Here is a 22,425-nt window from a genome sequence, read left to right on the forward strand (position 1 = left end):
CACTCGCCTCCTGTCACAAAGGTTTCACGGGTAAATGTTGTCGGCGTATGTCGGAAAAGCCCCACAACGGTGCAGCGAGCGCTGGCGGTAGAGGCTTCAGCGTCTGATAGTCAGCAATCCGTTGATGTGTAAGCAGTTATGACGATCAGTCGATGTCCGCCATCCAGTCAGTGTCCTTGAACCACTTGTCATGAAGGCGATCGTAGGTCCCATCCTGGGCCACTTGATTGAGGAAGTGATTGATCCAGTTGAGGCTGTCGTAATCGCCTTTTTTCACACCAAAGGCCAGAGGCTCGAAAGTAAACGGCTGCTCCAAAGCCAGCAACGCAGTGTTCTGCGGCTTGGTCATCGCGATCAGGTTGTAAGGCGCGTCATGAATGAAGGCATCAGCCTTGCCCTCCACCACCTGCCGCAAGGCTTCTTCCGGGGTAGCGAAACTGCTTATCCGGGCCGTGCCCAGAAAGCGCTGTGCCGCTGCTTTTGCGGTGGTGCCCTCTGTGGCCACGACCCGGTAACCGGGGTCGTCAAGGTCTTCAATGCTAAACACCTTGCCGGCCAGGCGGGGGTGCAGCAACAAGGTTTGGCCGACGACAATAAAGGAGTCGCTGAAATTCAACTTCAGGTTGCGCTCCTGCGTGACCGTCATACCACTGCCGATCAGGTCAAATTTCTTGGCCATCAGCCCTGGCAGCAAGTCCGTGTAGGGCATCGGGATGAGTTCAAGCTCTACCCCCAGGGCGCTGCTCATTGCCTTGAGCAGGTCAATCTCAAAACCAACGATACGGCCTTGCTTGTCCGTCATTTCGAACGGGACGTAAGTGGGCGTGGTGCCGACTTTAAGCACCCCGCGATGAACAGCATCGTCGAGAGCGCCGGCGCTCAGCAGGCTTGTGTGAACCATAGCGAGCGCGCCGATCAGCCAGGCCGAACAATACTTTTTGAACATGAATCCCCCCGCAGCCAATCGAATGTGCGGGGGATGCTACCCCAGCCACAGGCACGGCAATACGCCTCGAACGAAGGTCTTTTGTTTCGAAATAACAAGGGATTATGAGAATAAGGAAGAGGCGGGAAACGCTGTAGGACCAGCGTTTCAAACACCCCCGAGGTGAGCCCTCGGGGGTGTCGGAATCAGGCCGGCTGGGCCTGGGATGACAGCGGTTGCAGCGGCAGCAAAGGCGCGTGCGGATCCGCTTTGATCGACTCACGCCAAGCGCCGAGCCACTCGGCGTGACCTTCGCTCCAGACCTGCTCGTGCAGGCGGGCCAGGGCGACCGGGTCGCTGAGCAATGCCAGACGCTCGCCGTTGTTGAGGCCGGCCGGACCGACTTTCAACGCGTGGCGAACACGCTCAAGGCGCAGGTACTCGATCGGCTCGGCTTCACGGTGACGCGAAGTCGCCAGGGCACAGGCCAGGGCATTTTGCTGCGGGTCGACCACCGAACGCACAAACCCGTCATTCAGGGCGTGCCAACGGTTTTCGTGGGTGTACTTCTCGGTCGACAGCAGCGCTTGCGGCGGGTTGTATTCCTCAGGGATCAGAAACAGGCTCTCGTCGCGAGACTTGAGGCCCAGCTTGACCCGGCTGGAAATCACCGACACCGGAATCGACAGCATCAGCGAACCGACGATAGGGATCAGCCACCACAGGAAACTCGGGTTCAACCACACCACCAACAGCGCCCACAGGAAACCCAGCACGGTTTGCGGACCGTGGCGCTTGACCGCCTCGCTCCACGGTGTGGAGTCGTCGTCACGCTGCGGCGAGTTCCAGGTCGCCGCCCAGCCGAGGAACGCGGCAAGCACGAAGCGGGTGTGGAAGATCATCCGCACCGGCGCCAGCAGCATGGAGAACAGCATCTCCAGCAGCATCGACAAGGTCACCTTGAACTTGCCGCCGAACTCTTTCGCGCCCTTGGCCCAGATCAGGATGATGCTCAGCAGTTTGGGCAGGAACAGCAGCACGATGGTGGTGGAGAACAGCGCCACCGCCTTGTCCGGGTGCCATTGCGGCCACAGCGGGTACAACTGGCGTGGCGCCATGAAGTACTGCGGCTCCATCAAGGTGTTGACCGCCAGCAGGGCTGTGGACAACACCAGGAAGAAGAACCACAACGGCGCCGACAGGTAAGACATCACACCGGTCAGGAACACCGCGCGGTGCACCGGGTGCATGCCTTTTACCAGGAACAGGCGGAAGTTCATCAGGTTACCGTGGCACCAGCGACGGTCACGCTTGAGTTCGTCCAGCAGGTTTGGCGGCAGTTCTTCGTAGCTGCCCGGCAGATCGTAGGCAATCCACACGCCCCAGCCGGCACGGCGCATCAACGCCGCTTCAACGAAGTCGTGGGAAAGGATTGCACCGGCGAACGCACCTTTGCCCGGCAACGGCGCCAGGGCGCAGTGCTCGATAAAAGGCTTCATACGGATGATTGCGTTGTGGCCCCAGTAGTGGGATTCACCCAGCTGCCAGAAGTGCAGGCCAGCCGTGAACAACGGGCCATACACACGGGTGGCGAACTGCTGCATGCGCGCATACAGAGTGTCCATACCCGAGGCACGCGGCGCGGTCTGGATTATCCCGGCATCCGGCGTGGCTTCCATCAAGCGCACCAGGCTGGTCAGGCACTCACCGCTCATCACGCTGTCGGCGTCGAGTACCACCATGTACTTGTATTCACCGCCCCAGCGACGGCAGAAGTCGTCGAGGTTGCCGCTTTTACGTTTCACGCGACGGCGGCGGCGGCGATAGAAGATCTTGCCGAAACCACCGGCTTCGCGGCACACGTCGAGCCAGGCTTGCTGTTCGGCGATGCAGATGTCGGCGTCATTACTGTCGCTGAGCACGAAGAAGTCGAAACGGTCCAGGTCACCGGTGGCGGCCACCGATTCGAACGTCGCGCGCAGGCCGGCGAATACCCGGGGCACGTCTTCGTTGCAGATCGGCATCACCAGCGCGGTGCGGGCATCTTTCGGGATCGGCTCGTCACCGGCACTTTTACCGGAGATGCGGTATTTATCGTGGCCGGTCAGCAGTTCCAGGAAGCCCATCAGCGCGGTCCAGAAACCGGCTGAAACCCAGCAGAACAAAATCCCGAACATGATCAGGATGCTGGTTTGCAGGGCGTAAGGCAGTACCTGAGTAGCGGTTTGCAGCAGGGTCTGATTGCGGATTTCGTCGAACGAAACCAGCGACCAGCCCTGGTACGGCATGATGCCCTTCATGTACCAGCCGGCGACGATGGTTTGGCCGAGCATCAACACCAGCAAAATGTAGCGACGGATCGAACCGACGGTACGCCAGCGCGCGGCCGGCAGTACGCGGTCGTCTTTCGGCGGCTTCGGCGGGTTGGTGCGGCCGGTCAGGCGGCGCCAGCCCCGTACCAGAATGTTGGTGCGCCAAGGCTCGGGCACCACTTTGGTACGACGGATCGGCGGCGTGGCCTTCAGGCAAACCCGGCCGCTGGCATCCAGTGCCAGCATTTCGGCGTCTTGCAGCTCTTCGGCCGTGTTGAGGGTCAGCCGGCGGCCGACCGACGCTTGGGCAGCGTCGGTCGGTGCGTCGAAGGCCTTGGACGACAGGCGCTCGTGCAGCTCGCTGAAGGATGAGCAGCCCGCCAGTTCGGCGCGCTGCTCAGCGGTCATCGGGAGATGCGCCAGGTACTCGGACAGAGTCTCGGGCGTGGCTTGAGAATTACTCATCGGCAGGCAACTGGTAGCTCCAGGTCTCGGTCAGGACTTTTTCGGTCTTGGCCGGTTCCGGGGTAGAGAGTGGTGCAGCGGGAGCAGCGTCTGGCTGCTTGGCTTCCTTGTCTTTCGCATCTTTGGCGTCTTTAGCGTCTTTCGCCTCTTTTGCGTCTTTCTTGGCCTGCTTCTCGTGTTGCTTGGCCAGCAGCTTGTCAGCCTTGATCACCTGGGTCGACGCCTTCTCAGGCTCGGCCTGCGGAATGTCCTGAACCAGGGCCGCACGCATTTCGGTCGGTTTGCCTGCGTCCTTGATCTTCATCCGCAGGGTCAAACGCCAGCCTTTGGTGTGCTCGTTGTAGCGCACGCTGTTTTCAACGATTTCAGCGTTGTCGCCGACGCTGACCTGGCTGCGCACCGGAGCATCCGACGGCAGGGCTTTCAGGGACGGGCCCTCGAAGTCGACCAGGTAGGCCACGCTGCCATCCGGCTGACGGATCAGGTTGGACTGCTTCACGTCACCGGTGGAACGCAGGGTCTGCTTGACCCAGGCGCTGTCGGCCGGGTGCAGGTCCTTCTCGTCCATGGTCCAGTGCAGGCGGTAGGACACGTCCAGCGGCTCGCCGACTTTCGGCAACTCGGCCGGGCTCCAGAACGCAACGATGTTGTCGTTGGTTTCGTCGGCGGTCGGGATTTCCACGAGGTCAACAGAACCCTTGCCCCAGTCGCCTTCAGGCTCGATCCAGGCACTTGGGCGCTTGTCGTAGTTGTCGTCGAGGTCTTCATAGTGGCTGAAATCGCGGCCACGTTGCAGCAGGCCGAAACCACGCGGGTTTTCCACGCTGAAGTTGCTGACCGACAAGTGTTTCGGGTTGTTCAGCGGGCGCCAGATCCACTCGCCGTTGCCGGCATGGATCGACAGGCCGCTGGAGTCATGCAACTCACGACGGTAGTTGAGTACTTTCGACGGCTGGTTCGCGCCGAACAGGTACATGCTGGTCAGCGGGGCCACGCCCAGCTTGGTGACCTTGTCGCGCAGGAACATCTGGGATTTGACGTCGACAATGGTGTCGGTGCCAGGGCGCAGGGTCAGGCGATAAGCGCCGGTTGCACGCGGGGAATCCAGCAGGGCGAAGATCACCAGCTGTTTTTCACCCGGTTTCGGGCGCTCGATCCAGAACTCGGTGAAGCGCGGGAACTCTTCGCCCGACGGCAACGCGGTGTCGATCGCCATGCCACGGGCAGACAAGCCATAGGCCTGGCCTTTGCCCACGACGCGGAAGTAGCTCGCGCCAAGCATGGTCATGATTTCGTCTTGCTTGTCGTCTTTGTTGATCGGGTACAGCACACGGAAACCGGCATAACCCAGTTGTTCGGTGGCTTTGGGATCAAACTTGACGTCGCCGAAATCGAAACGGGTAGGGTCGTATTTGATTTCGTGCACGCTGTCGGCGGTCACTTCGTTGATTTTCACCGGCGTGTCGAAATGCATACCCTGGTGATAGAAGGACAGCTTGAATGGGGTGTTCTGATCGGCCCACTCGGCTTTTTCGTTGCGGAAACGAATTTTCTGGTAATCAGCGAATTTCATTTCGCGGAATTCGTTCGGCAGATTGCTGCGCGGCGCTTCGTACTTCTGCCCGGCCAGCTCTTTTGCCTTGGCCGACACATCGTCCAGACTGAATGCCCACAGTTGACCCGCGCCGAACAGGCAAAACAGGGCAGAGCCCGTTACCAGTGCGTTTCGTAACCGTTTGGCAGACAATTTTGGTGCATTACAGGGACTAACAATCACGAGCAACCCTCGCCGAAAACAGATCAAAAAACCAACGGCCAGCTATCTATATGCCAGGTTGGCGAGCATTGTTCCGACTCCCCTGGGTCAAAATGATTCCCCAAAGGCCGTCGGACAAGTCTCTACCTAAGTCAAAAATGGACCAAACAACGCTGATCCCCATAGCGCGCGATTATCTAGTAGCCCGCGAAACAACGCATCAGGGACAACGAAGTATTTGTAGCGAAACCCTGCGTTTTTAGGCATTAAAGTCGTTTTTAATACATTCATGTCTGTAAGAGGAATGTCACAGGGCCATCATTGACCAAATGCACCTGCATATCCGCGCCAAAACGCCCTGACGCCACCTTGCCATGCAATTGTTGCGCTTGTAACAGCAAGTGATCAAAAAGTGCCGCTCCCAGGGCCGGAGGGGCCGCCGTGGAGAAGCTTGGGCGCAGCCCGCTTTTTGTATCCGCCGCCAGAGTGAACTGCGATACCAGCAACAAACCGCCGCCGATGTCCTTCAACGACAGGTTCATCTTGCCCTCGTCGTCGCTGAACACCCGATAGTTAAGCAGCTTGTGCAAAAGTTTGTCGGCACTCTCGGGCGTGTCCGAGGGTTCGACGGCCACCAGCACCAGCAAACCCTGGTCGATGGCCCCAACCACTTCGCCTTCCACTTCTACCCGGGCACCACGCACCCGTTGCAACAAGCCCTTCATGCTTCTTCTGGCGGCAGATCAAGCAGGCGCCGTGCCATTTCGCCCGTCGCGCGCACCAGTGCATCGGTGATGCCCGGCTCGGACGCGGCATGGCCGGCTTCGCGAATCACTTGCAGCTCGCTGTTGGGCCACGCCTGATGCAGCTCCCAGGCATTGTCCAGCGGGCAGATCATATCGTAGCGGCCATGGATGATTACGCCAGGCAGATGGGCGATCTTGTGCATGTCGCGGATCAGCTGGTCGGGCTCCAGGAAGGAGTTGTTGGTGAAGTAGTGGCACTCGATGCGGGCAATGGACAGCGCGCGTTGCGGCTCGGAAAAACGCTCGACGTGCTGCGGGCTCGGGCACAGCCCCAGCATGCGCCCTTCCCAGCCGGACCAGGCCTTGGCTGCGTGCATTTGGGCAATCTGGTCGTTGCCGGTCAAGCGCTTGTGGTAGGCGCCGAGCATGTCGTGGCGTTCATCCGCCGGGACAGGCGCCAGGTAGTCCTGCCAGTAATCCGGGAACATGCGGCTCGCGCCTTCCTGGTAGAACCAGTGAATGTCCTGCGGGCGCGCCAAGAAGATGCCACGCAGGATCAGGCCAAGCACGCGCTCGGGGTGGGTTTGCGCGTAGGCCAGGGAAAGGGTCGAACCCCAGGAGCCGCCGAACAGCACCCATTTGTCGATGCCCAGGTGCTCGCGGATGCGTTCAAGGTCGGCGACCAGGTCCCAGGTGGTGTTGTTTTCCAGGCTGGCGCGGGGGGTGGAGCGCCCGCAACCGCGCTGGTCGAACGTGACAATGCGGTACAGGTTCGGGTCGAAATAGCAGCGGCTCTGCGCGTCGCAACCGGCGCCGGGGCCTCCGTGGATGAAGACGACAGGCAAGCCTTCGGGGGAGCCACTTTCATCGACGTACAACGTGTGGGTGTCATCGACTGCCAGATCGTGCCGGGCGTAGGGTTTGATCTGCGGGTACCAAGTCTGCATTGCGCGCTCCGTAGGGTGTCGGGTTCATCCCTGGGGGGACGTCTATTATTCTGCCGTCTGGCATCATAAACCCGAATTGTGCAATGAGCATGTCCTTGAGCGCTTAGACCTGTGTCAGCCCTTCGCTCCTCAGGTAATACAGCAAGTAGTCAAAGAGCTTGTCCACCTCCGGCACCTGGCCGCGGGCGCGCAAACAGCCGTGGACCAGGCCTTTGCCCGGATACAGCACAGCCTCGCCGCCCGCCGTACGCAGGCGCTCGGCGTAGAGCATGCCATCGTCGCGCAGCGGGTCGAACTGCGCCACGGCGATCAGCGCCTTGGGCAATCCGGCAAAACTCTGCGCCAGCAGCGGCATTGCGTAGGCTGACGGTTGGCGGGTACCGCGCAGGTACAACGCCAGGTAGCAGTCGGTGTCGGCGGTGCTGAGAAGCGGCGCGTCCATGCAGTCGCGACGCGACGGCAAATCGGCAGGGCCGCCGAGACCTGGGTAAATCAATACCTGAGCTTGGGGCAGCGGTTGCCCGTCATCGCGCAGGCCAAGGCACAAAGCCGCCGCCAGGTTGCCGCCAGCGCTGTCACCCATTACGGCCAAACGCTGCAGGTTAATGACGTGCGGCCCCTCTCCCCTCTGGATCGCCTTCCAGACGCCGCAGCAATCCTCAAAAGCCGCCGGGAATGGATGTTCAGGCGCCAGACGGTAGTCGATGGCGATCACCAGCACTTGCAGGGCCGTGGCCAATTCGAAACAAATGAAATCGTGGGAGTCCAGGCCGCCGACGGCCCAACCGCCACCGTGCATATAAAGGAGGCACGGCCAGCCTTCGGCCGGAGTTTTCGCCGTGGGCAAGTAACTGCGCACGCCGACGCCGCCCAAGGCAAAGTCCGAGACTTGCAGCCCTTCAGGCTTCGGCGGGGTGAAGGCCTGGCACATGCGGTCGTAGTTCTGGCGCAGGCCGGCCAGGGAGGCATCGTCGCTGGTGAAGGCTTCGGTTTTGGTGATGAAGGCAGCAAGCTGTGGAGAAACCGGATACATGCGCAAATATCCCTATCAATGGAGATCAACTGTGGGAGCGGGCTTGCTCGCGAAGGCGGTGTGTCAGTCAGCCTATTTGTAGCTGGCAGACCGCATTCGCGAGCAAGCCCGCTCCCACATTTGCTCTGTGTTGTTTCAGGGGTTGAGGCTGGCCTGCACCGCCGCCACGCCATCCTTGCCATCAAATGCGGTAACGCCGGCCAGCCAGCGCTGCAAATCCTCGGGATGATCACGCAGCCATTGCTTGGCCACATCCTGCGGTGACTTGCGCTCCATGATCGGCACCATCAACTGGCTTTCCTGGGCGGCGGTGAAGGTAAGGTTTTCCAGCAAGCGGTTGGCATTCGGGCAGCGCTCGGCGAAATCCGGCGCGGTGACGGTCGAAACCGTGGCGCGGCCTTCATCGGGGCCGAACACGTCTTCACTGCCGGTGAGGTAGGCCATTTTCATGTTGATGTTCATCGGGTGCGGCGTCCAGCCCACAAACACCACGAACTCCTTGCGGTTCACCGCACGCTGCACCGCCGCGAGCATGCCGGCTTCACCGGAGGCCACCAACTTGAAGCCGCCAAGGCCAAAATGGTTGGTGTCGATCATTTTCTGAATATCGGTGTTTGCCCCGCTGCCGGGCTCGATGCCATAGATCTTGCCGCCCAGCTTGTCCTTGAAGCGCGCAATGTCGGCAAACGTTTTCAGGCCCGCATCGGCCACATATTGCGGCACGGCGAGGGTGGCCTGGGCGTCGGCGAGGCCAGGTTTCTCCAGGACTTTGACCTGCCCCGCCGCGAGGAACGGTGCGATGTTGTTGTCCATCGCCGGTTTCCAGTAACCGAGGAAGATATCCAGGCGCTTGTCGCGAATGCCGGCGAAGATAATCTGCTGCACGGCGCTGGTCTGCTTGCTGTCGTAGCCAAGGCCGTTGAACAGCACGTCGGCCATGCCAGAGGTGGCGATCACATCGGTCCAACTGACCACGCCCATGCGGATGCTTTTGCAGGAGGCCGGTTCGGCGGCCATGGCGTTGGCGCTGATCAGCGCAGCGCAGGTGAGGGTCAACAACAGTCTTTTCATGGATGAGGGCTCACTCGGCAGCTTTTATTGTGGGGAGTGGCGTCTGACGCGCCGTATCCACAACCTTACCCAGCGGGACCTCTGATAACACGAACTGTGGCGACCGGCAGTTGCACTGGGGCGACCCTAAAGCCGCCTTCGCGAGCAAGCCCGCTCCCACATTTCGACCCCATTTTCATCCTGAATCTCGGTCAAATGTGGGAGCGGGCTTGCTCGCGAAAGCTATATCAGCAACACCAAAAAATTATCGGTAACGCTTCTGCCCCCAAGCTAACAACCCTTCGAGCAATTGCTTCAACACCACCCGCGTCGGCTCGGCCAAATCCGGCCGATACCGGAACGGCTCAACCTCTTCCATATACGTGCTCTGGCACAGCTCCAGTTGCACCGCATGAATATCCTGCGCCGGGTTGCCGTAATGCCGGGTGATATGCCCACCCTTGAAGCGCCCGTTCAGCACGTGGGTGTACTGCGGATGTCTGGCGCAGATGGCTTCAAGCTGGCCGGCCAACTCAGGATCGCAGGCCGCGCCATTGAAAGTGCCGAGGTTGAAGTCCGGCAGCTTGCCGTCAAACAGGTGCGGGATCACCGAGCGGATCGAGTGCGCGTCAAACAGCAGCGCATAGCCAAACTCGGCTTTCAGGCGCGCCAGTTCCTCCTGCAGCGTGCGGTGGTATGGGCCCCAAACTTTTTGCAGGTAAGTCGCGCGCTCTTCCTCGGACGGCACCTGACCTTCGCGGAACAACGGCACGCCATCGAACAACGTCGCCGGGTACAAGCCGGTGGTGGCGCCTGCATACAAAGGCGTGTCGTCCGACGGCCGGTTCAGGTCGATCACAAACCGCGAATACTCGGCGGCCAGTGTGCTGGCGCCGAGTTCTTCGGCAAAGTCATACAGCGTGGGGATATGCCAATCGGTGTCCGGCAGGCTTTGCGCCTCGGGAATCAACCCGGCCTCGACCGCAGGCGTCAGGCGCAAGCCAGCGTGGGGCATGCTGATCAGCAGCGGTACGCGGCCTTGTTTGAATGTCAGAACCTTATCCACAACAACACTCCTCAGACGGTGACATCGACGCCGTGGCGCACGACGCGTTTATCCAGCTCGCCGCCCAGCCAGTAGGCGAGGTCAGCTGGGCGATCAATCTGCCAGGCGACAAAATCCGCCACCTTGCCCACTTCCAAAGAACCATGGGTCTCGCCCATGCCCAGCGCGGTGGCGGCGTGCTGCGTGGCGCCGGCCAGGGCTTCTTCGGGGGTCATACGGAACAGGGTGCAGGCCATGTTCAGCATCAGGCGCACCGACAACGCCGGCGAGGTGCCGGGGTTGAGGTCGCTGGCGATGGCGATTTTCACGCCGTGCTTGCGCAGGGCCTCCATCGGCGGCAGCTGGGTTTCACGCAAGAAATAGAACGCGCCCGGCAGCAACACGGCAACGGTGCCGGAGGCGGCCATGGCAATGGCGTCGTCTTCGGTCATGAATTCCAGGTGGTCCGCCGACAGCGCGTGGTAGCGCGCGGCGAGGCTGGCGCCGTGCAGGGAAGACAGCTGCTCGGCGTGCAGTTTCACCGGCAGGCTCAACTGCCGGGCAACCTTGAATACGCGCTCCACCTGCTCGGTGGAAAATGCCAGGTATTCGCAGAAGGCATCCACCGCATCCACCAAGCCTTCCGCCGCCAGGGCGGGCAGCATTTCGGTGCAGATGTGATCGATGTAGTCGTCGGCGCGGTCCTTGTATTCCGGCGGCAACGCGTGGGCCGCCAGGCATGTGGCGCGCACGCTGACCGGCAGCGCTTCGCCGAGGCGACGGGCCACTCGCAACATCTTGCGTTCATTGGCCAGGTCCAGGCCGTAGCCGGACTTGATCTCCACCGTGGTCACGCCGTCACGCAGCAAACTGCGCAGGCGCTTTTCAGCGCTGGCAAACAGCTCATCTTCCGTGGCGGCGCGGGTGGCGCGCACGGTGCTGGCAATACCGCCCCCTTTGACGGCGATTTCGGCGTAGCTCACGCCTTCAAGGCGCTGCTCGAACTCGCCACTGCGATTGCCACCAAACACCGTGTGCGTGTGGCAGTCGATCAGCCCGGGGGTGACCCACGCGCCTTGCAGGTCGTGAACCTGCGCATAGTCGCCCTTCGGCAGATCGGCCAAGGGCCCGATCCACTCGATGAGCTGACCTGCGGTGACCATGGCGGCGTCCTCGATGATCGAGTATTTGCCCTGGGCCATGGTTGCGACGTGGCAGTGTTGCCAAAGCGTTTTCATCAACGCCTCCCTAAGTTATCGATGAGACAAAGCCGGATCGTAATGGACCTTGGCTGCTTGCCCGGCGGCGGGTTTGACCCACAACAGATAGGCAACCACCAGCAGCACGATCCACACGGCGCCGACCAGCAAGGCAGCCTGGGTGTCCGGGAAGTAACCCAGCACGCCAAACACGAACAGCATGAAGACAATCGCCGCCGCAGGCGCATACGGCCAGAACGGCACCGGGAATTTCAGCGCGGCCACCTGCTCTTTGGTCATGGAGCGGCGCATGGCAACCTGGGTGAACAAAATCATCAACCACACCCACACGGTGGCGAAGGTGGCAATCGAGGCGATCAGCAGGAACACGTTTTCCGGGATCAGGTAGTTGAGCACCACGCCGCCGAGCAACGCGGCGCCCATCACCACCACGGTCATCCACGGCACGCCTTGTTTGGACAACTGCGCAAAACCCTTGGGCGCCTGCCCTTGCTGGGCCAGGCCATACATCATGCGGCCGGCGCCGAAGATGTCACTGTTGATCGCCGACACCGCCGCCGAGATCACCACGATATTGAGGATGGTCGCCGCCGAGCCGATGCCGAGGTTGCTGAAGATCTGCACGAACGGGCTGCCCTGGCTGCCGATCTGCGGCCACGGGTAGATGGCCATCAGCACAAACAGGGTCAGCACGTAGAACAACAGGATGCGCAGCGGCACGGCGTTGATCGCCTTGGGGATCACACGTTGCGGGTCTTTGGCTTCACCGGCGGTGATGCCGATGATTTCGATGCCACCAAAGGCAAACATCACCACGGCGAACGAGGCGATCAGGCCGCCGACGCCGTTGGGCAGGAAGCCGCCGTGGGCCCACAGGTTGCTGATACCGCTGGCCTGGGTCTCGCCCGCCGAGTGAATGCCAAACAGCATGATGCCAAAGCCGCCAAGGATCATCGCGACGATGGCGCCCACCTTGAGCAGTGACAGCCAGAATTCCATTTCGCCAAACACTTTGACGTTGCACAGGTTCAGGCCGCCGATCAAAAACACGATGCCGAGTACCCAGACCCAGCGCGCGACGTCGGGAAACCAGAAGCCCATGTAAATGCCGAACGCGGTGACGTCGGCGAGGCAGACGATGATCATTTCAAAGGCGTAGGTCCAGCCGAGGATGAAGCCAGCCATGGGGCCCAGGTAGGTGCTGGCGTACTGGCCAAAGGAGCCGGACACCGGGTTGTGCACGGCCATTTCACCGAGGGCGCGCATCACCATGAACACGGCCGCGCCGCCGATCAGGTAGGCGAGCAGCACGGCGGGGCCCGCCATCTGGATGGCCGAGGCGGAGCCATAGAACAGCCCGGTGCCGATCGCGGAACCGAGTGCCATGAAGCGAATATGTCGGGCGTTGAGCCCGCGTTTCAAACCCTTCTCTTGCTGTTGCATTTCTCTTCCCTAGTTATTTTTATCCCGAGAAAATTTTGAGCAGGACAACTGCCTCTTGTGGCGAGGGAGCTTGCTCCCGCTCGAGTGCGAAGCGCTCGCAGATTTATGGGGCTGCTTCGCAACCCAGCGGGAGCAAGCTCCCTCGCCACAGAGAGCATGCTGTCCTCTGGATCGGTTACAGGCTTGGCAGCAACTTGGCCGGCACCAGCTCATTCAGGCAACGGCTGGCGAGCAGTTCGCTGGCGGCGTTGATGTCCGGGGCGAAGAAACGGTCTTTTTCATAGAACGCCACTTTGTCGCGCAGAATGCCGCGGGCCTTTTCAAGCTTGGTCGAGGTCTTCAAGCCGTCGCGCAGGTCCAGGCCCTGGCATGCGGCCAGCCACTCGACCGCCAGCACACCACGGGTGTTCTCGGCCATTTCCCACAGGCGCTTGCCTGCGGCCGGGGCCATGGAAACGTGGTCTTCCTGGTTAGCGGAGGTCGGCAGGCTGTCCACGCTGTGCGGGTGGGCCAGGGCCTTGTTCTCGCTGGCCAGTGCCGCCGCCGTTACCTGGGCGATCATGAAGCCGGAGTTCACCCCGCCATTGCCCACCAGGAACGGCGGCAGTTGCGACATATGCTTGTCCATCATCAACGAGATACGGCGCTCGCTGAGGGAACCAATTTCCGCGATGGCCAGGGCCATGTTGTCTGCGGCCATGGCCACGGGTTCGGCGTGGAAGTTACCACCGGAGATCACGTCGCCTTCGGCGGCAAACACCAGTGGGTTATCCGACACGGCGTTGGCTTCCACCACCAGTACTTCAGCAGCCTGGCGGAGCTGGGTCAGGCAGGCGCCCATGACTTGGGGCTGGCAACGCAGGGAGTACGGGTCTTGGACCTTGTCGCAGTTCTGGTGCGACTGCGACACCTGGCTGCTTTCGCCGAGCAGGTCACGATAGGCCGCCGCGGCGTCGATCTGCCCGCGCTGGCCACGCGCGGCGTGAATACGCGCGTCGAACGGCGAGCGCGAACCCAGCACCGCTTCCACGGTAAGCGCGCCACATGCCAGGGCGCCGGCGAACAGGTCTTCGCCTTCGAACAGGCCGCGCAATGCGTAGGCCGTGGATACCTGGGTGCCGTTGAGCAGCGCCAGGCCTTCTTTGGCGGCGAGGGTCAGCGGCGTCAGGCCGGCGATTTTCAGCGCTTCGGTGGCTTCCAGCCATTCGCCCTTGTAGCGCGCCTTGCCTTCGCCCAGCAGCACCAGCGACATGTGCGCCAATGGCGCGAGGTCACCGGAAGCACCGACCGAACCTTTCAACGGAATGTGCGGATAGACCTCGGCGTTGATCAGTGCGATCAGCGCATCGATCACCTGGCGGCGGATCCCGGAGAAGCCGCGGCTGAGGCTGTTGACCTTGAGCACCATGACCAGCCGCACCAGCGCATCGCTGATCGGCTCACCGACGCCGGCGGCGTGGGACAGCACCAGGGAACGCTGGAGGTTTTCCAGGTCTTCGCTGGCAATGCGGGTCGAGGCCAGCAGGCCGAAACCGGTGTTGATGCCGTACGCGGTGCGGTTCTCGGCGAGAATCTGCTCCACGCAGGCCACACTGGCCTCGATCTGCGCCGTGGCGCTGTCATCCAGACTGAGGGTTACCGGCTGCTGGTAGATGGCCCGCAGTTGGGGGAGGCTCAGTTGGCCTGGAATCAAATTTAGCGCAGTCACATTCATGCTCCTTTGAAGTGTTCTTGTGAAAAAGTAGTCAGTGCAATTGGGGGATTGTCTGGCGTAGCAAAGCGGTGTCTTTGAGCAGCGCGGCGGTGGTCGCGATGTCCGGCGCCAGCCAGCGGTCCTGCTCGTAGGCCGGGACTTTTTCGCGCAGCAAACGCCAGGCGCTGTCGGTGCCGGCGCCGAAGCGCTGGTCCTTGAGGAATTCGAACGCCTGGGCGGCCAACAGGTACTCGATGGCGAGAATCTGGGTCACGTTGGCCAACAGTTGGTGCAGCTTGAGTGCGGCATTGGTGCCCATGCTCAGGTGGTCTTCCTGTAGGCCCGAGGTGACGAAGTTGTCGAGCACCGCCGGTTGCGCCAGCTGGCGGTTTTGCCCGCACAGCGAAGCGGCAACGTACTGCACGATCATCATCCCGGAGTTGACCCCGGGGTTGCTGACCAGGAAGGCCGGCAAGCCGCTGACGTGCGGGTTGATCAGGCGGTCCAGGCGGCGTTCGGCCACGGAGCCGATCTCGGACATGGCGATGGCAAGCATGTCGGCGGCCAGCGCAACGGACTGCCCGTGCGGGTTGGCCTGGGATACCACGCGGTAGTTGTCGGGTGTGCCGAGTACCAGCGGGTTGTCAGTGGCGCTGTTGAGTTCGGTCTCGATCTGGCGGGTGGCGTGCTCAACTTGATCACGCGCTGCGCCGTGAATCTGCGGGATCGAACGGATGCTCAAGGCGTCCTGGGTGCGGATGCCTTTGCTGCTGGCGATCACTTCACTGCCGTCGAGCAAGGCGCGCAGGTTGATGCCCACTTGCTGCATGCCCGGGTGGGGTTTGAGGGCGATGATGGCTTCGTCGAAGGCATCGATCTGCCCGCGCTGGGCCTCGAAACTCATGGCGCCGATCACGTCGGCCCATTGCAGCAAATGGTGCGCGTCGGCCAGGGCCAGGCAGCTCAGGCCGGTCATGCACGGCGTGCCGTTGACCAGGCACAGGCCGTCTTTGGCGCCGAGCACCACCGGGTGCAAACCTTCTGCGTTTAACGCCTCTTGAGCCGAAACGATCTTGCCCTGGTAACTCACATTACCGACACCCAACAGTGCCACGCCAACATGGGCCATGTGCGTCAGGTAACCCACCGAACCCTGGGACGGCACTTGCGGTGTGATGCCGTGGTTGAGCAGCGCCAGCAGTGAATGCACCACCTGCGGGTGCAGGCCGGATTTACCGTGGCTGTAGTTGATGATCGCCGCGCAGATGATCGCGCGGGTCTGCTCGTCGCTGAGCACCGGGCCGACGCCGCAGGCGTGGCTCAGCAGGGTATTGCGCGACAGTTGGCTGAGCTGCTCGCCTTTGAGCGACACATTGCACAGCGCGCCCAGGCCAGTGTTCACGCCATAGGCGCGTTCGCCGCTGGTGACGATGCGCTGCACGATGGCCTGGGCGTTGTCGATACGCGCCCAGGCGTGACCCGAGAGCTCGAGGACGGCGCCGTGGCGGGCGACGGCGACCACGTCCTGCCAGCGCAAGGGGGCGTCGGCGATGATGATTTTTGCTGCCTGGGACATCTTCATACCTTCTTCAATTCTTGTGCAGCTTCACTGGCGCCATCGCAGGCAAGCCAGCTCCCACCTTTGGAATGCATTCCCTTGTGGGAGCTGGCTTGCCTGCGATGGCGCCAGCCAACTCACCACAAAGCCCGGATCAGACCACCGCCGCACGCCGCTGAACAAATCGGTCCACATACTCATCCGCCGGCGAATGCAGAATCTCGCGCGGGGTGCCGACCTGGATCAGCTTGCCGTCCTTGAGGATCGCAATGCGGTTGCCGATACGCACGGCCTCGTCGAGGTCGTGGGTGATGAACACGATGGTTTTGTGCAGGGTCTTTTGCAGCTCCAGCAACTGGTCCTGCATCTCGGCGCGGATCAGCGGGTCGAGGGCGCTGAACGCTTCGTCCATCAGGATGATGTCGGTATCGGCCGCCAAGGCGCGGGCCAGGCCGACGCGCTGGCGCATGCCACCAGAGAGCTGGTGCGGGTATTTGTTTTCGTAGCCTTTGAGGCCCACGGTTTCGATCCAGTGCAGCGCTCGCTCGGCGCAGACCTGCTTGGTTTCGCCACGCACTTTCAGGCCGTAGGCGACGTTGTCGAGCACGCTCTTGTGAGGCAGCAGGCCGAAACTCTGGAACACCATGCTGATCTTGTGCCGACGGAATTGGCGCAGGGCTTCCATGTCCAGTTGCAGGATGTCTTCGCCGTCCACCAGGATCGCGCCGCTGGTGGGGTCGATCAGGCGGTTGAAGTGACGCACCAACGTGGATTTGCCGGAGCCCGACAGGCCCATGATCACGAAGATCTCGCCGGTGCCGATGCTTAGGGACAAATCGTTCACACCGACCACGCAACCGGTCTCGGCCAGCACCTGGTCCTTGGTCTTGCCCTGGCCAACCATCGCCAACGCGTCCTTGGAACGTGCGCCGAAGATCTTGAAGACGTTTTTAACTTCAATTTTGCTGACAGTAATCATTTGCTCGCCTCATGCCGTGGACGACCATAGGCCTGGGTAATGCGGTCGATGACCACTGCGAGAATCACAATCGCCAGCCCGGCTTCAAGGCCGCGACCGACGTTGAGGGTCTGGATGCCGACCAGCACGTCTTCACCCAAGCCACGGGCGCCGATCATCGAGGCGATCACCACCATCGACAGCGCCATCATGGTGGTCTGGTTGATACCGGCCATGATGCTCGGCAACGCCAGCGGCAGTTGCACGCCGAACAGTTGTTGCCAGCGGTTGGCACCGAAGGCGTTGATGGCTTCCATGACTTCGCCGTCGACCTGGCGAATGCCCAGGTCGGTCAGGCGAATCAGCGGCGGCGCGGCGTAGATCACCGTGGCGAAAATCGCCGGAACCTTGCCCAGGCCGAACAGCATCAACACCGGGATCAGGTACACGAAGCTCGGCATGGTTTGCATGATGTCGAGCAACGGCATCAACACCGAACGCAGGCGATTGCTGCGTGCCGACAGAATGCCCAGCGGAATGCCGATCAGCACCGAGATCACCGTGGCGACCATCATCAAGGCCAGCGTCTGCATCAGCTTGTCCCACAGGCCAACCGCGCCCACCAGGAACAGCAGGCCGACGATTACTGCGGTGGTCACCACCTTGCGGGTGGCGTGCCAGGCAATGCCGGCGACGATGGCCAGCATCAACCACCAGGGCGCTGCACGCAGCAACCCTTCCAGGTTGACGATGGCCCATAGCAGGGTGTCGGAGATGTGCCGGAACACATCGCCGTAGTTGGTGACCAGCGAGTCCACCCAACCGTTGACCCAGTCGGCGATGGAAAACGTAAAACTCTCAGGAAACATATCGTGCTCTCGATCCAGTGGGTTGTGGCCAAGTGCCCGGCCAGCCCCTGAGGGTAGCCGGGCACGCTTGACCTACAAGGCCGCGTCGATTTTCTTGGCTGCGTCGTCGCTCACCCATGCGTGCCAGACTTCAGGATGTTCCTTGAGGAAAATTTTCGCCAGTTTTGGCGACTCAATTCGCTCTTTGGCCATGCGACCGAGGTTCTGGTTCAGCAGATCAATCGGCAGGTTGACCTTTTCCAGCACGGCCACCAGTTCCGGGGCTTGCTCGTGGAAGGTTTTGGACAGGCCGACCTTGATGCTCACGCTTTTATCCACACCGGGTTTTTCTTCCAGCTTGACCAGGTCGACCTGGCCCATCAGCGGGGTTGGCGACCAGTAGTAGAACAGGATCGGTTCGCCACGCTTGTAGCTCGACAGCACCGCCGCATCCAGCGCCGGGCCAGTGCCTGGGCGGAAGTTGGTGTAGGTGCTTTCCAGGCCGTAGCTTTTCAGCATTTCGCTGTTGTCCAGCTCACAGGTCCAGCCAGCCGGGCAGTTGTAGAAACGGCCCTTGGACGGTTCTTCCTGGTCCTTGAATACCGAGGCGTATTTGGCCAGGTCGGCGATGTTTTTCAGGTCCGGCGCCTTGGGCTCCAGCTTGCGTTTGGCATCGCCTTCGATCACATAGCGCGGCACGTACCAGCCTTCCACGGCACCCACAACCGGGGCACCGACGCCGACGACTTTGCCGGCCTTCTCGGCCTTGTTCCACACTTCACTGCGGCCCACCCACTCCTCGGCGAAGACCTGGATGTCATTGCTGCTCAGGGCGTTTTCCATGGTGATGGAGTTACCCGGCAGGCTGTCGGTTTTGCAGTCGTAGCCTTTTTCCAGCACGGTTTGCAGGATGTCGGTAAGCAACATGCCGCTTTCCCAATTCAGGCCGGCGAACTTCACCGGCTTGCCGGATTCGCACCAGCCGGCCGCCTGGGCGCCAGCACTTGCCAGCACGCCCGCCGAGAACACAGTGGCCAACAGGGTCTTATTCATTTTCATTGTTGTGACGCTCCCAATCTTGAAATGGATTACGGCAGTCAGTAGGCATCCTGCCCTGTCCACGTCCCATCAGGCTTGTGCAGCCAGCCCGGTTGTTGTTGGTGTAGCGCCCTGCTCTGTTGGCAGGATCAGGTGTTCGGGCACCGTGCCGTGCCATTTTTTTGCACACAGGTAATACAGCGCTGCCGGCAGTACCAGACCGATGATCCAGGAAATGTCCACATCACCCAGCGCAGCCACCAGGGGCCCGGTGTAGAACTTGGTCGAGATGAACGGCAACTGCACCAGCACACCGAAGACATACACGCTGATACCCAGCAGGTTCCAGCGGCCGTAGCGACCGTTGGGATCGGCCAAAGCTGGCACGTCATAGCGCTCACGGATGATGCAGTAGTAGTCCACCAGGTTGATCGCGCTCCAGGGCGTGAAAAACGCCAGCAGGAACAGGATGAAGGACTTGAACGCACCGAGAAAAGAGTGCTGGCCGAGCAGAGCGATCAGGGTCGCGGTACCGACAATCACCAACACGAATACCAGGCGCTGCAGGCGCGTGACTTCAAGTCGGCCACGAAAGCCGCTGATGATGGTGGCGATGCACATGAAACTGCCGTAGGAGTTGAGCGTGGAGATGGTGACCTTGCCGAACGCGATGCTGAAGTACAGCAGCGCAGCCGTGGCCCCCGTACCACTCAAACCCACGATGTAGGCCACTTCATGCCCGGCGAACTGACCATTGGACATGGCTGCGGCAAACACGCCGAGGACCATCGCCACCTGTGCACCCACGACCGAACCCGCGCCGGCGGCGAAAAAGGTTTTCACCGAAGACGTGGTGCTTGGCAGGTAACGCGAGTAGTCCGCCACGTAAGGGCCGAAGGCAATCTGCCAGGACGCCGCAAGCGACACCGCCAGCAGAAAACTGCTCCAGCTGAAGTGGCGAATTTGCAGAAGCGCGCCCACGTCGGTCTGGCTCATCAGGCGGCTGAACAGATAGACAAAGGCAATCACGCCAATGACGCTGGCGACACGGCCAATGAAATGGATCACCCGATAACCGAGCACCGTAACCAGCACGATGACACTGGCGAAAATCAGGATACCGGTGCTGTCGCTGACCCCGAACAACTGGCCCAGCGCTTGGCCGGACAGCACAGTGCCAGTGGCGGTGAAACCGAGGTACATCAGGCACACCAGCACAATCGGAATGGCCGCGCCGTACACGCCAAACTGCACCCGGCTGGAGATCATCTGCGGCAGGCCCAGCTTGGGCCCTTGCGCCGCATGCAACGCCATGACACCGCCGCCGATCAGTTGGCCGACAAACAAGCCAATCAACGACCAAAACACATCACCACCCAGCACCACGGCCAGGGCCCCGGTGACAATCGCAGTGATTTGCAGGTTGGCACCCATCCACAGGGTGAACTGGCTCAATAGACGACCATGTCTTTCCGCTTCCGGGATGTAGTCGATCGAACGCCTTTCGATCAACGGGGTGGTGTCATGTGCAGCCATGTTGTTCAACCTCTGATGGATTGTTTTCTGGTTCACTGCAGATCAAATGTGGGAGCGGGCTTGCTCGCGAAAGCGGTGGGTCAGCTGACGATTGCGGTGACTGGCACACCGTATTCGCGAGCAAGCCCGCTCTCACATTTAGTTACTTGATCATCGGGAGGTTGAGGCCCTGCTCTTTGGCGCAATCGATGGCGATCTGGTAGCCGGCGTCCGCGTGACGCATCACCCCGGTCGCCGGGTCGTTGTGCAGCACGCGGGCGATACGCTCAGCGGCTTCGTCGGTACCGTCGCAGACGATCACCATGCCGGAGTGCTGGGAGAAGCCCATGCCGACGCCGCCACCGTGGTGCAGGGAAACCCAGGTCGCTCCGCTGGCGGTGTTGAGCAAGGCGTTGAGCAGTGGCCAATCGGACACAGCGTCGGAGCCGTCCTGCATGGCTTCGGTTTCGCGGTTGGGGCTTGCGACCGAGCCGGAGTCGAGGTGGTCACGGCCGATCACGACCGGCGCCGACAGCTCGCCGCTGCGCACCATTTCGTTGAACGCCAGACCGAGCTTGGCGCGCTGGCCCAGGCCGACCCAGCAGATACGCGCCGGCAGGCCCTGGAAGCTGATGCGCTCGCGCGCCATGTCCAGCCAGTTGTGCAAGTGGGCGTCGTCCGGGATCAGCTCTTTGACTTTGGCGTCGGTCTTGTAGATATCTTGCGGGTCACCCGACAGCGCAGCCCAACGGAACGGGCCGATGCCACGGCAGAACAGTGGGCGGATGTAGGCCGGTACGAAGCCGGGGAAGTCGAAGGCGTTTTCTACACCCTCTTCCTGGGCCATCTGGCGGATGTTGTTGCCGTAGTCGAAGGTTGGGATGCCTTGTTTCTGGAATTCGAGCATGGCTTTGACGTGCACGGCCATCGACTGTTTGGCGGCCTTGATCACGGCAGCCGGTTCGGTCTTGGCGCGGGCGCGGTATTCGTCCCAGGTCCAGCCGGCAGGCAGGTAGCCGTTGAGCGGGTCGTGGGCGCTGGTCTGGTCGGTGACCATGTCCGGGCGCACGCCGCGCTTGACCAGTTCCGGCAGGATCTCGGCCGCGTTACCCAGCAGGGCGATGGAGATCGCTTTGCCTTCCTTGGTGTATTTGGCGATGCGGGCCAGGGCGTCGTCGAGGTCGGTGGCTTGCTCGTCGACGTAGCGGCTGTTCAGGCGGAAGTCGATGCTGACCTGCTGGCATTCAATGTTCAGCGAGCAGGCACCGGCCAAAGTAGCGGCCAGAGGCTGGGCGCCGCCCATGCCGCCGAGGCCGGCGGTGAGGACCCAGCGGCCGGTCAGGTCGCTGTTGTAGTGCTGGCGACCGGCTTCGACGAAAGTTTCGTAGGTGCCTTGCACGATGCCCTGGCTGCCGATGTAGATCCAGCTGCCGGCGGTCATCTGGCCGTACATGGCCAGGCCCTTGGCATCCAGTTCGTTGAAGTGTTCCCAGCTGGCCCAGTGCGGTACCAGGTTGGAGTTGGCGATCAGTACGCGCGGGGCGTTACTGTGGGTCTTGAACACGCCGACCGGCTTGCCGGATTGCACCAGCAGGGTCTCGTCGTCATTCAGGTTGGTCAGGCTCTCGACGATCTGGTCGTAGCACTCCCAGTTACGCGCGGCACGGCCGATACCGCCGTACACCACCAATTCTTTCGGGTTCTCGGCCACTTGTGGGTCGAGGTTGTTCATCAGCATGCGCAGCGGCGCTTCAGTCAGCCAGCTTTTGGCGGTGAGCTTGTTACCGCGGGCGGCGCGGATTTCAACGTCACGGAATTTTGTAGGCTTGGTCACAACTAGGACTCCTCGGCGATCGATGCGCATACTTGATGG

At 61.5% G+C, this 22,425-nt stretch carries 16 protein-coding genes and 1 pseudogene; all 17 read right to left on the reverse strand.

Features of this window, described 5'->3' with window-relative positions; translation table 11 throughout:
• Positions 1 to 145: 145 nt before the first annotated feature.
• The 17 genes and pseudogenes from AB4P94_RS04240 to hutU all read right to left on the reverse strand — a co-directional run bounded on the left by AB4P94_RS04240 (position 146) and on the right by hutU (position 22,386).
• Positions 146 to 946, reverse strand: a complete 801-nt coding sequence (locus tag AB4P94_RS04240; RefSeq protein ID WP_395609532.1) for a transporter substrate-binding domain-containing protein — start codon at positions 944 to 946, stop codon at positions 146 to 148.
• A 147-nt stretch (positions 947 to 1,093) separates the two neighbouring features.
• Positions 1,094 to 3,702 (reverse strand): annotated as a pseudogene (mdoH, locus tag AB4P94_RS04245) (glucans biosynthesis glucosyltransferase MdoH).
• Positions 3,695 to 5,479: a glucan biosynthesis protein G gene (locus tag AB4P94_RS04250; RefSeq protein WP_395609533.1), complete on the reverse strand. Its 1,785-nt coding sequence runs from the start codon at positions 5,477 to 5,479 to the stop codon at positions 3,695 to 3,697. The pseudogene mdoH and the gene AB4P94_RS04250 overlap by 8 nt, the downstream one beginning before the upstream one ends.
• Before the next feature lie 266 nt (positions 5,480 to 5,745).
• The gene (gene dtd, locus AB4P94_RS04255) at positions 5,746 to 6,183 is read right to left on the reverse strand and encodes a D-aminoacyl-tRNA deacylase (protein ID WP_395609534.1); all 438 of its coding nucleotides are present in this window, start codon (positions 6,181 to 6,183) and stop codon (positions 5,746 to 5,748) included.
• Positions 6,180 to 7,151: a prolyl aminopeptidase gene (gene pip / locus AB4P94_RS04260; protein WP_395609535.1), complete on the reverse strand. Its 972-nt coding sequence runs from the start codon at positions 7,149 to 7,151 to the stop codon at positions 6,180 to 6,182. The genes dtd and pip overlap by 4 nt, the downstream gene beginning before the upstream one ends.
• Before the next feature lie 103 nt (positions 7,152 to 7,254).
• Positions 7,255 to 8,184: an alpha/beta hydrolase gene (locus tag AB4P94_RS04265; RefSeq protein ID WP_395609536.1), complete on the reverse strand. Its 930-nt coding sequence runs from the start codon at positions 8,182 to 8,184 to the stop codon at positions 7,255 to 7,257.
• A 135-nt stretch (positions 8,185 to 8,319) separates the two neighbouring features.
• Positions 8,320 to 9,255, reverse strand: coding sequence for a choline ABC transporter substrate-binding protein (locus AB4P94_RS04270; RefSeq protein ID WP_395609537.1), 936 nt, complete (start codon positions 9,253 to 9,255; stop codon positions 8,320 to 8,322).
• 244 nt (positions 9,256 to 9,499) lie between these two features.
• Positions 9,500 to 10,300, reverse strand: a complete 801-nt coding sequence (gene hutG / locus AB4P94_RS04275; protein ID WP_395609538.1) for an N-formylglutamate deformylase — start codon at positions 10,298 to 10,300, stop codon at positions 9,500 to 9,502.
• An 11-nt stretch (positions 10,301 to 10,311) separates the two neighbouring features.
• Positions 10,312 to 11,517: an imidazolonepropionase gene (hutI, locus tag AB4P94_RS04280; protein ID WP_395609539.1), complete on the reverse strand. Its 1,206-nt coding sequence runs from the start codon at positions 11,515 to 11,517 to the stop codon at positions 10,312 to 10,314.
• Positions 11,518 to 11,532: 15 nt separating this feature from the next.
• On the reverse strand, positions 11,533 to 12,942 hold the full coding sequence (locus tag AB4P94_RS04285; protein WP_395609540.1) for an amino acid permease: 1,410 nt from the start codon (positions 12,940 to 12,942) through the stop codon (positions 11,533 to 11,535).
• Positions 12,943 to 13,117: 175 nt separating this feature from the next.
• Complete coding sequence (gene hutH, locus AB4P94_RS04290; RefSeq protein WP_395609541.1) at positions 13,118 to 14,656, reverse strand: histidine ammonia-lyase; 1,539 nt, start codon at positions 14,654 to 14,656, stop codon at positions 13,118 to 13,120.
• Between the two features lie 31 nt (positions 14,657 to 14,687).
• On the reverse strand, positions 14,688 to 16,211 hold the full coding sequence (gene hutH / locus AB4P94_RS04295; protein ID WP_395609542.1) for a histidine ammonia-lyase: 1,524 nt from the start codon (positions 16,209 to 16,211) through the stop codon (positions 14,688 to 14,690).
• 136 nt (positions 16,212 to 16,347) lie between these two features.
• Positions 16,348 to 17,172 (reverse strand): glycine betaine/L-proline ABC transporter ATP-binding protein, encoded by an 825-nt coding sequence (locus AB4P94_RS04300; protein ID WP_395609543.1) that lies wholly within the window; start codon positions 17,170 to 17,172, stop codon positions 16,348 to 16,350.
• Positions 17,169 to 18,020: a proline/glycine betaine ABC transporter permease gene (locus AB4P94_RS04305; RefSeq protein WP_300630526.1), complete on the reverse strand. Its 852-nt coding sequence runs from the start codon at positions 18,018 to 18,020 to the stop codon at positions 17,169 to 17,171. The genes AB4P94_RS04300 and AB4P94_RS04305 overlap by 4 nt, the downstream gene beginning before the upstream one ends.
• Before the next feature lie 72 nt (positions 18,021 to 18,092).
• Positions 18,093 to 19,058, reverse strand: a complete 966-nt coding sequence (locus AB4P94_RS04310; RefSeq protein WP_395609544.1) for an ABC transporter substrate-binding protein — start codon at positions 19,056 to 19,058, stop codon at positions 18,093 to 18,095.
• A gap of 69 nt (positions 19,059 to 19,127) precedes the next feature.
• Complete coding sequence (locus AB4P94_RS04315; RefSeq protein WP_395609545.1) at positions 19,128 to 20,573, reverse strand: purine-cytosine permease family protein; 1,446 nt, start codon at positions 20,571 to 20,573, stop codon at positions 19,128 to 19,130.
• Positions 20,574 to 20,715: 142 nt separating this feature from the next.
• Positions 20,716 to 22,386 carry a urocanate hydratase gene (gene hutU, locus AB4P94_RS04320; protein ID WP_395609546.1) on the reverse strand — a complete coding sequence of 557 codons (1,671 nt, stop codon included), beginning with the start codon at positions 22,384 to 22,386 and terminating at the stop codon, positions 20,716 to 20,718.
• Positions 22,387 to 22,425: the final 39 nt, after the last annotated feature.

The organism is Pseudomonas sp. B22129 (genome assembly GCF_044218875.1).
Classification (GTDB): domain Bacteria; phylum Pseudomonadota; class Gammaproteobacteria; order Pseudomonadales; family Pseudomonadaceae; genus Aquipseudomonas.

Bases quoted from the DNA above. Each gene is read 5' to 3' on its own strand.
- AB4P94_RS04270 (WP_395609537.1), bottom strand. From the start codon at position 9,255: ATGAAAAGACTGTTGTTGACCCTCACCTGCGCTGCGCTGATCAGCGCC.
- AB4P94_RS04285 (WP_395609540.1), bottom strand. From the start codon at position 12,942: ATGCAACAGCAAGAGAAGGGTTTGAAACGCGGGCTCAACGCCCGACAT.
- hutI (WP_395609539.1), bottom strand. From the start codon at position 11,517: ATGAAAACGCTTTGGCAACACTGCCACGTCGCAACCATGGCCCAGGGC.
- hutH (WP_395609542.1), bottom strand. From the start codon at position 16,211: ATGTCCCAGGCAGCAAAAATCATCATCGCCGACGCCCCCTTGCGCTGG.
- pip (WP_395609535.1), bottom strand. From the start codon at position 7,151: ATGCAGACTTGGTACCCGCAGATCAAACCCTACGCCCGGCACGATCTG.
- AB4P94_RS04305 (WP_300630526.1), bottom strand. From the start codon at position 18,020: ATGTTTCCTGAGAGTTTTACGTTTTCCATCGCCGACTGGGTCAACGGT.
- AB4P94_RS04310 (WP_395609544.1), bottom strand. From the start codon at position 19,058: ATGAAAATGAATAAGACCCTGTTGGCCACTGTGTTCTCGGCGGGCGTG.
- dtd (WP_395609534.1), bottom strand. From the start codon at position 6,183: ATGAAGGGCTTGTTGCAACGGGTGCGTGGTGCCCGGGTAGAAGTGGAA.
- hutH (WP_395609541.1), bottom strand. From the start codon at position 14,656: ATGAATGTGACTGCGCTAAATTTGATTCCAGGCCAACTGAGCCTCCCC.
- AB4P94_RS04315 (WP_395609545.1), bottom strand. From the start codon at position 20,573: ATGGCTGCACATGACACCACCCCGTTGATCGAAAGGCGTTCGATCGAC.
- AB4P94_RS04240 (WP_395609532.1), bottom strand. From the start codon at position 946: ATGTTCAAAAAGTATTGTTCGGCCTGGCTGATCGGCGCGCTCGCTATG.
- AB4P94_RS04300 (WP_395609543.1), bottom strand. From the start codon at position 17,172: ATGATTACTGTCAGCAAAATTGAAGTTAAAAACGTCTTCAAGATCTTC.
- AB4P94_RS04265 (WP_395609536.1), bottom strand. From the start codon at position 8,184: ATGTATCCGGTTTCTCCACAGCTTGCTGCCTTCATCACCAAAACCGAA.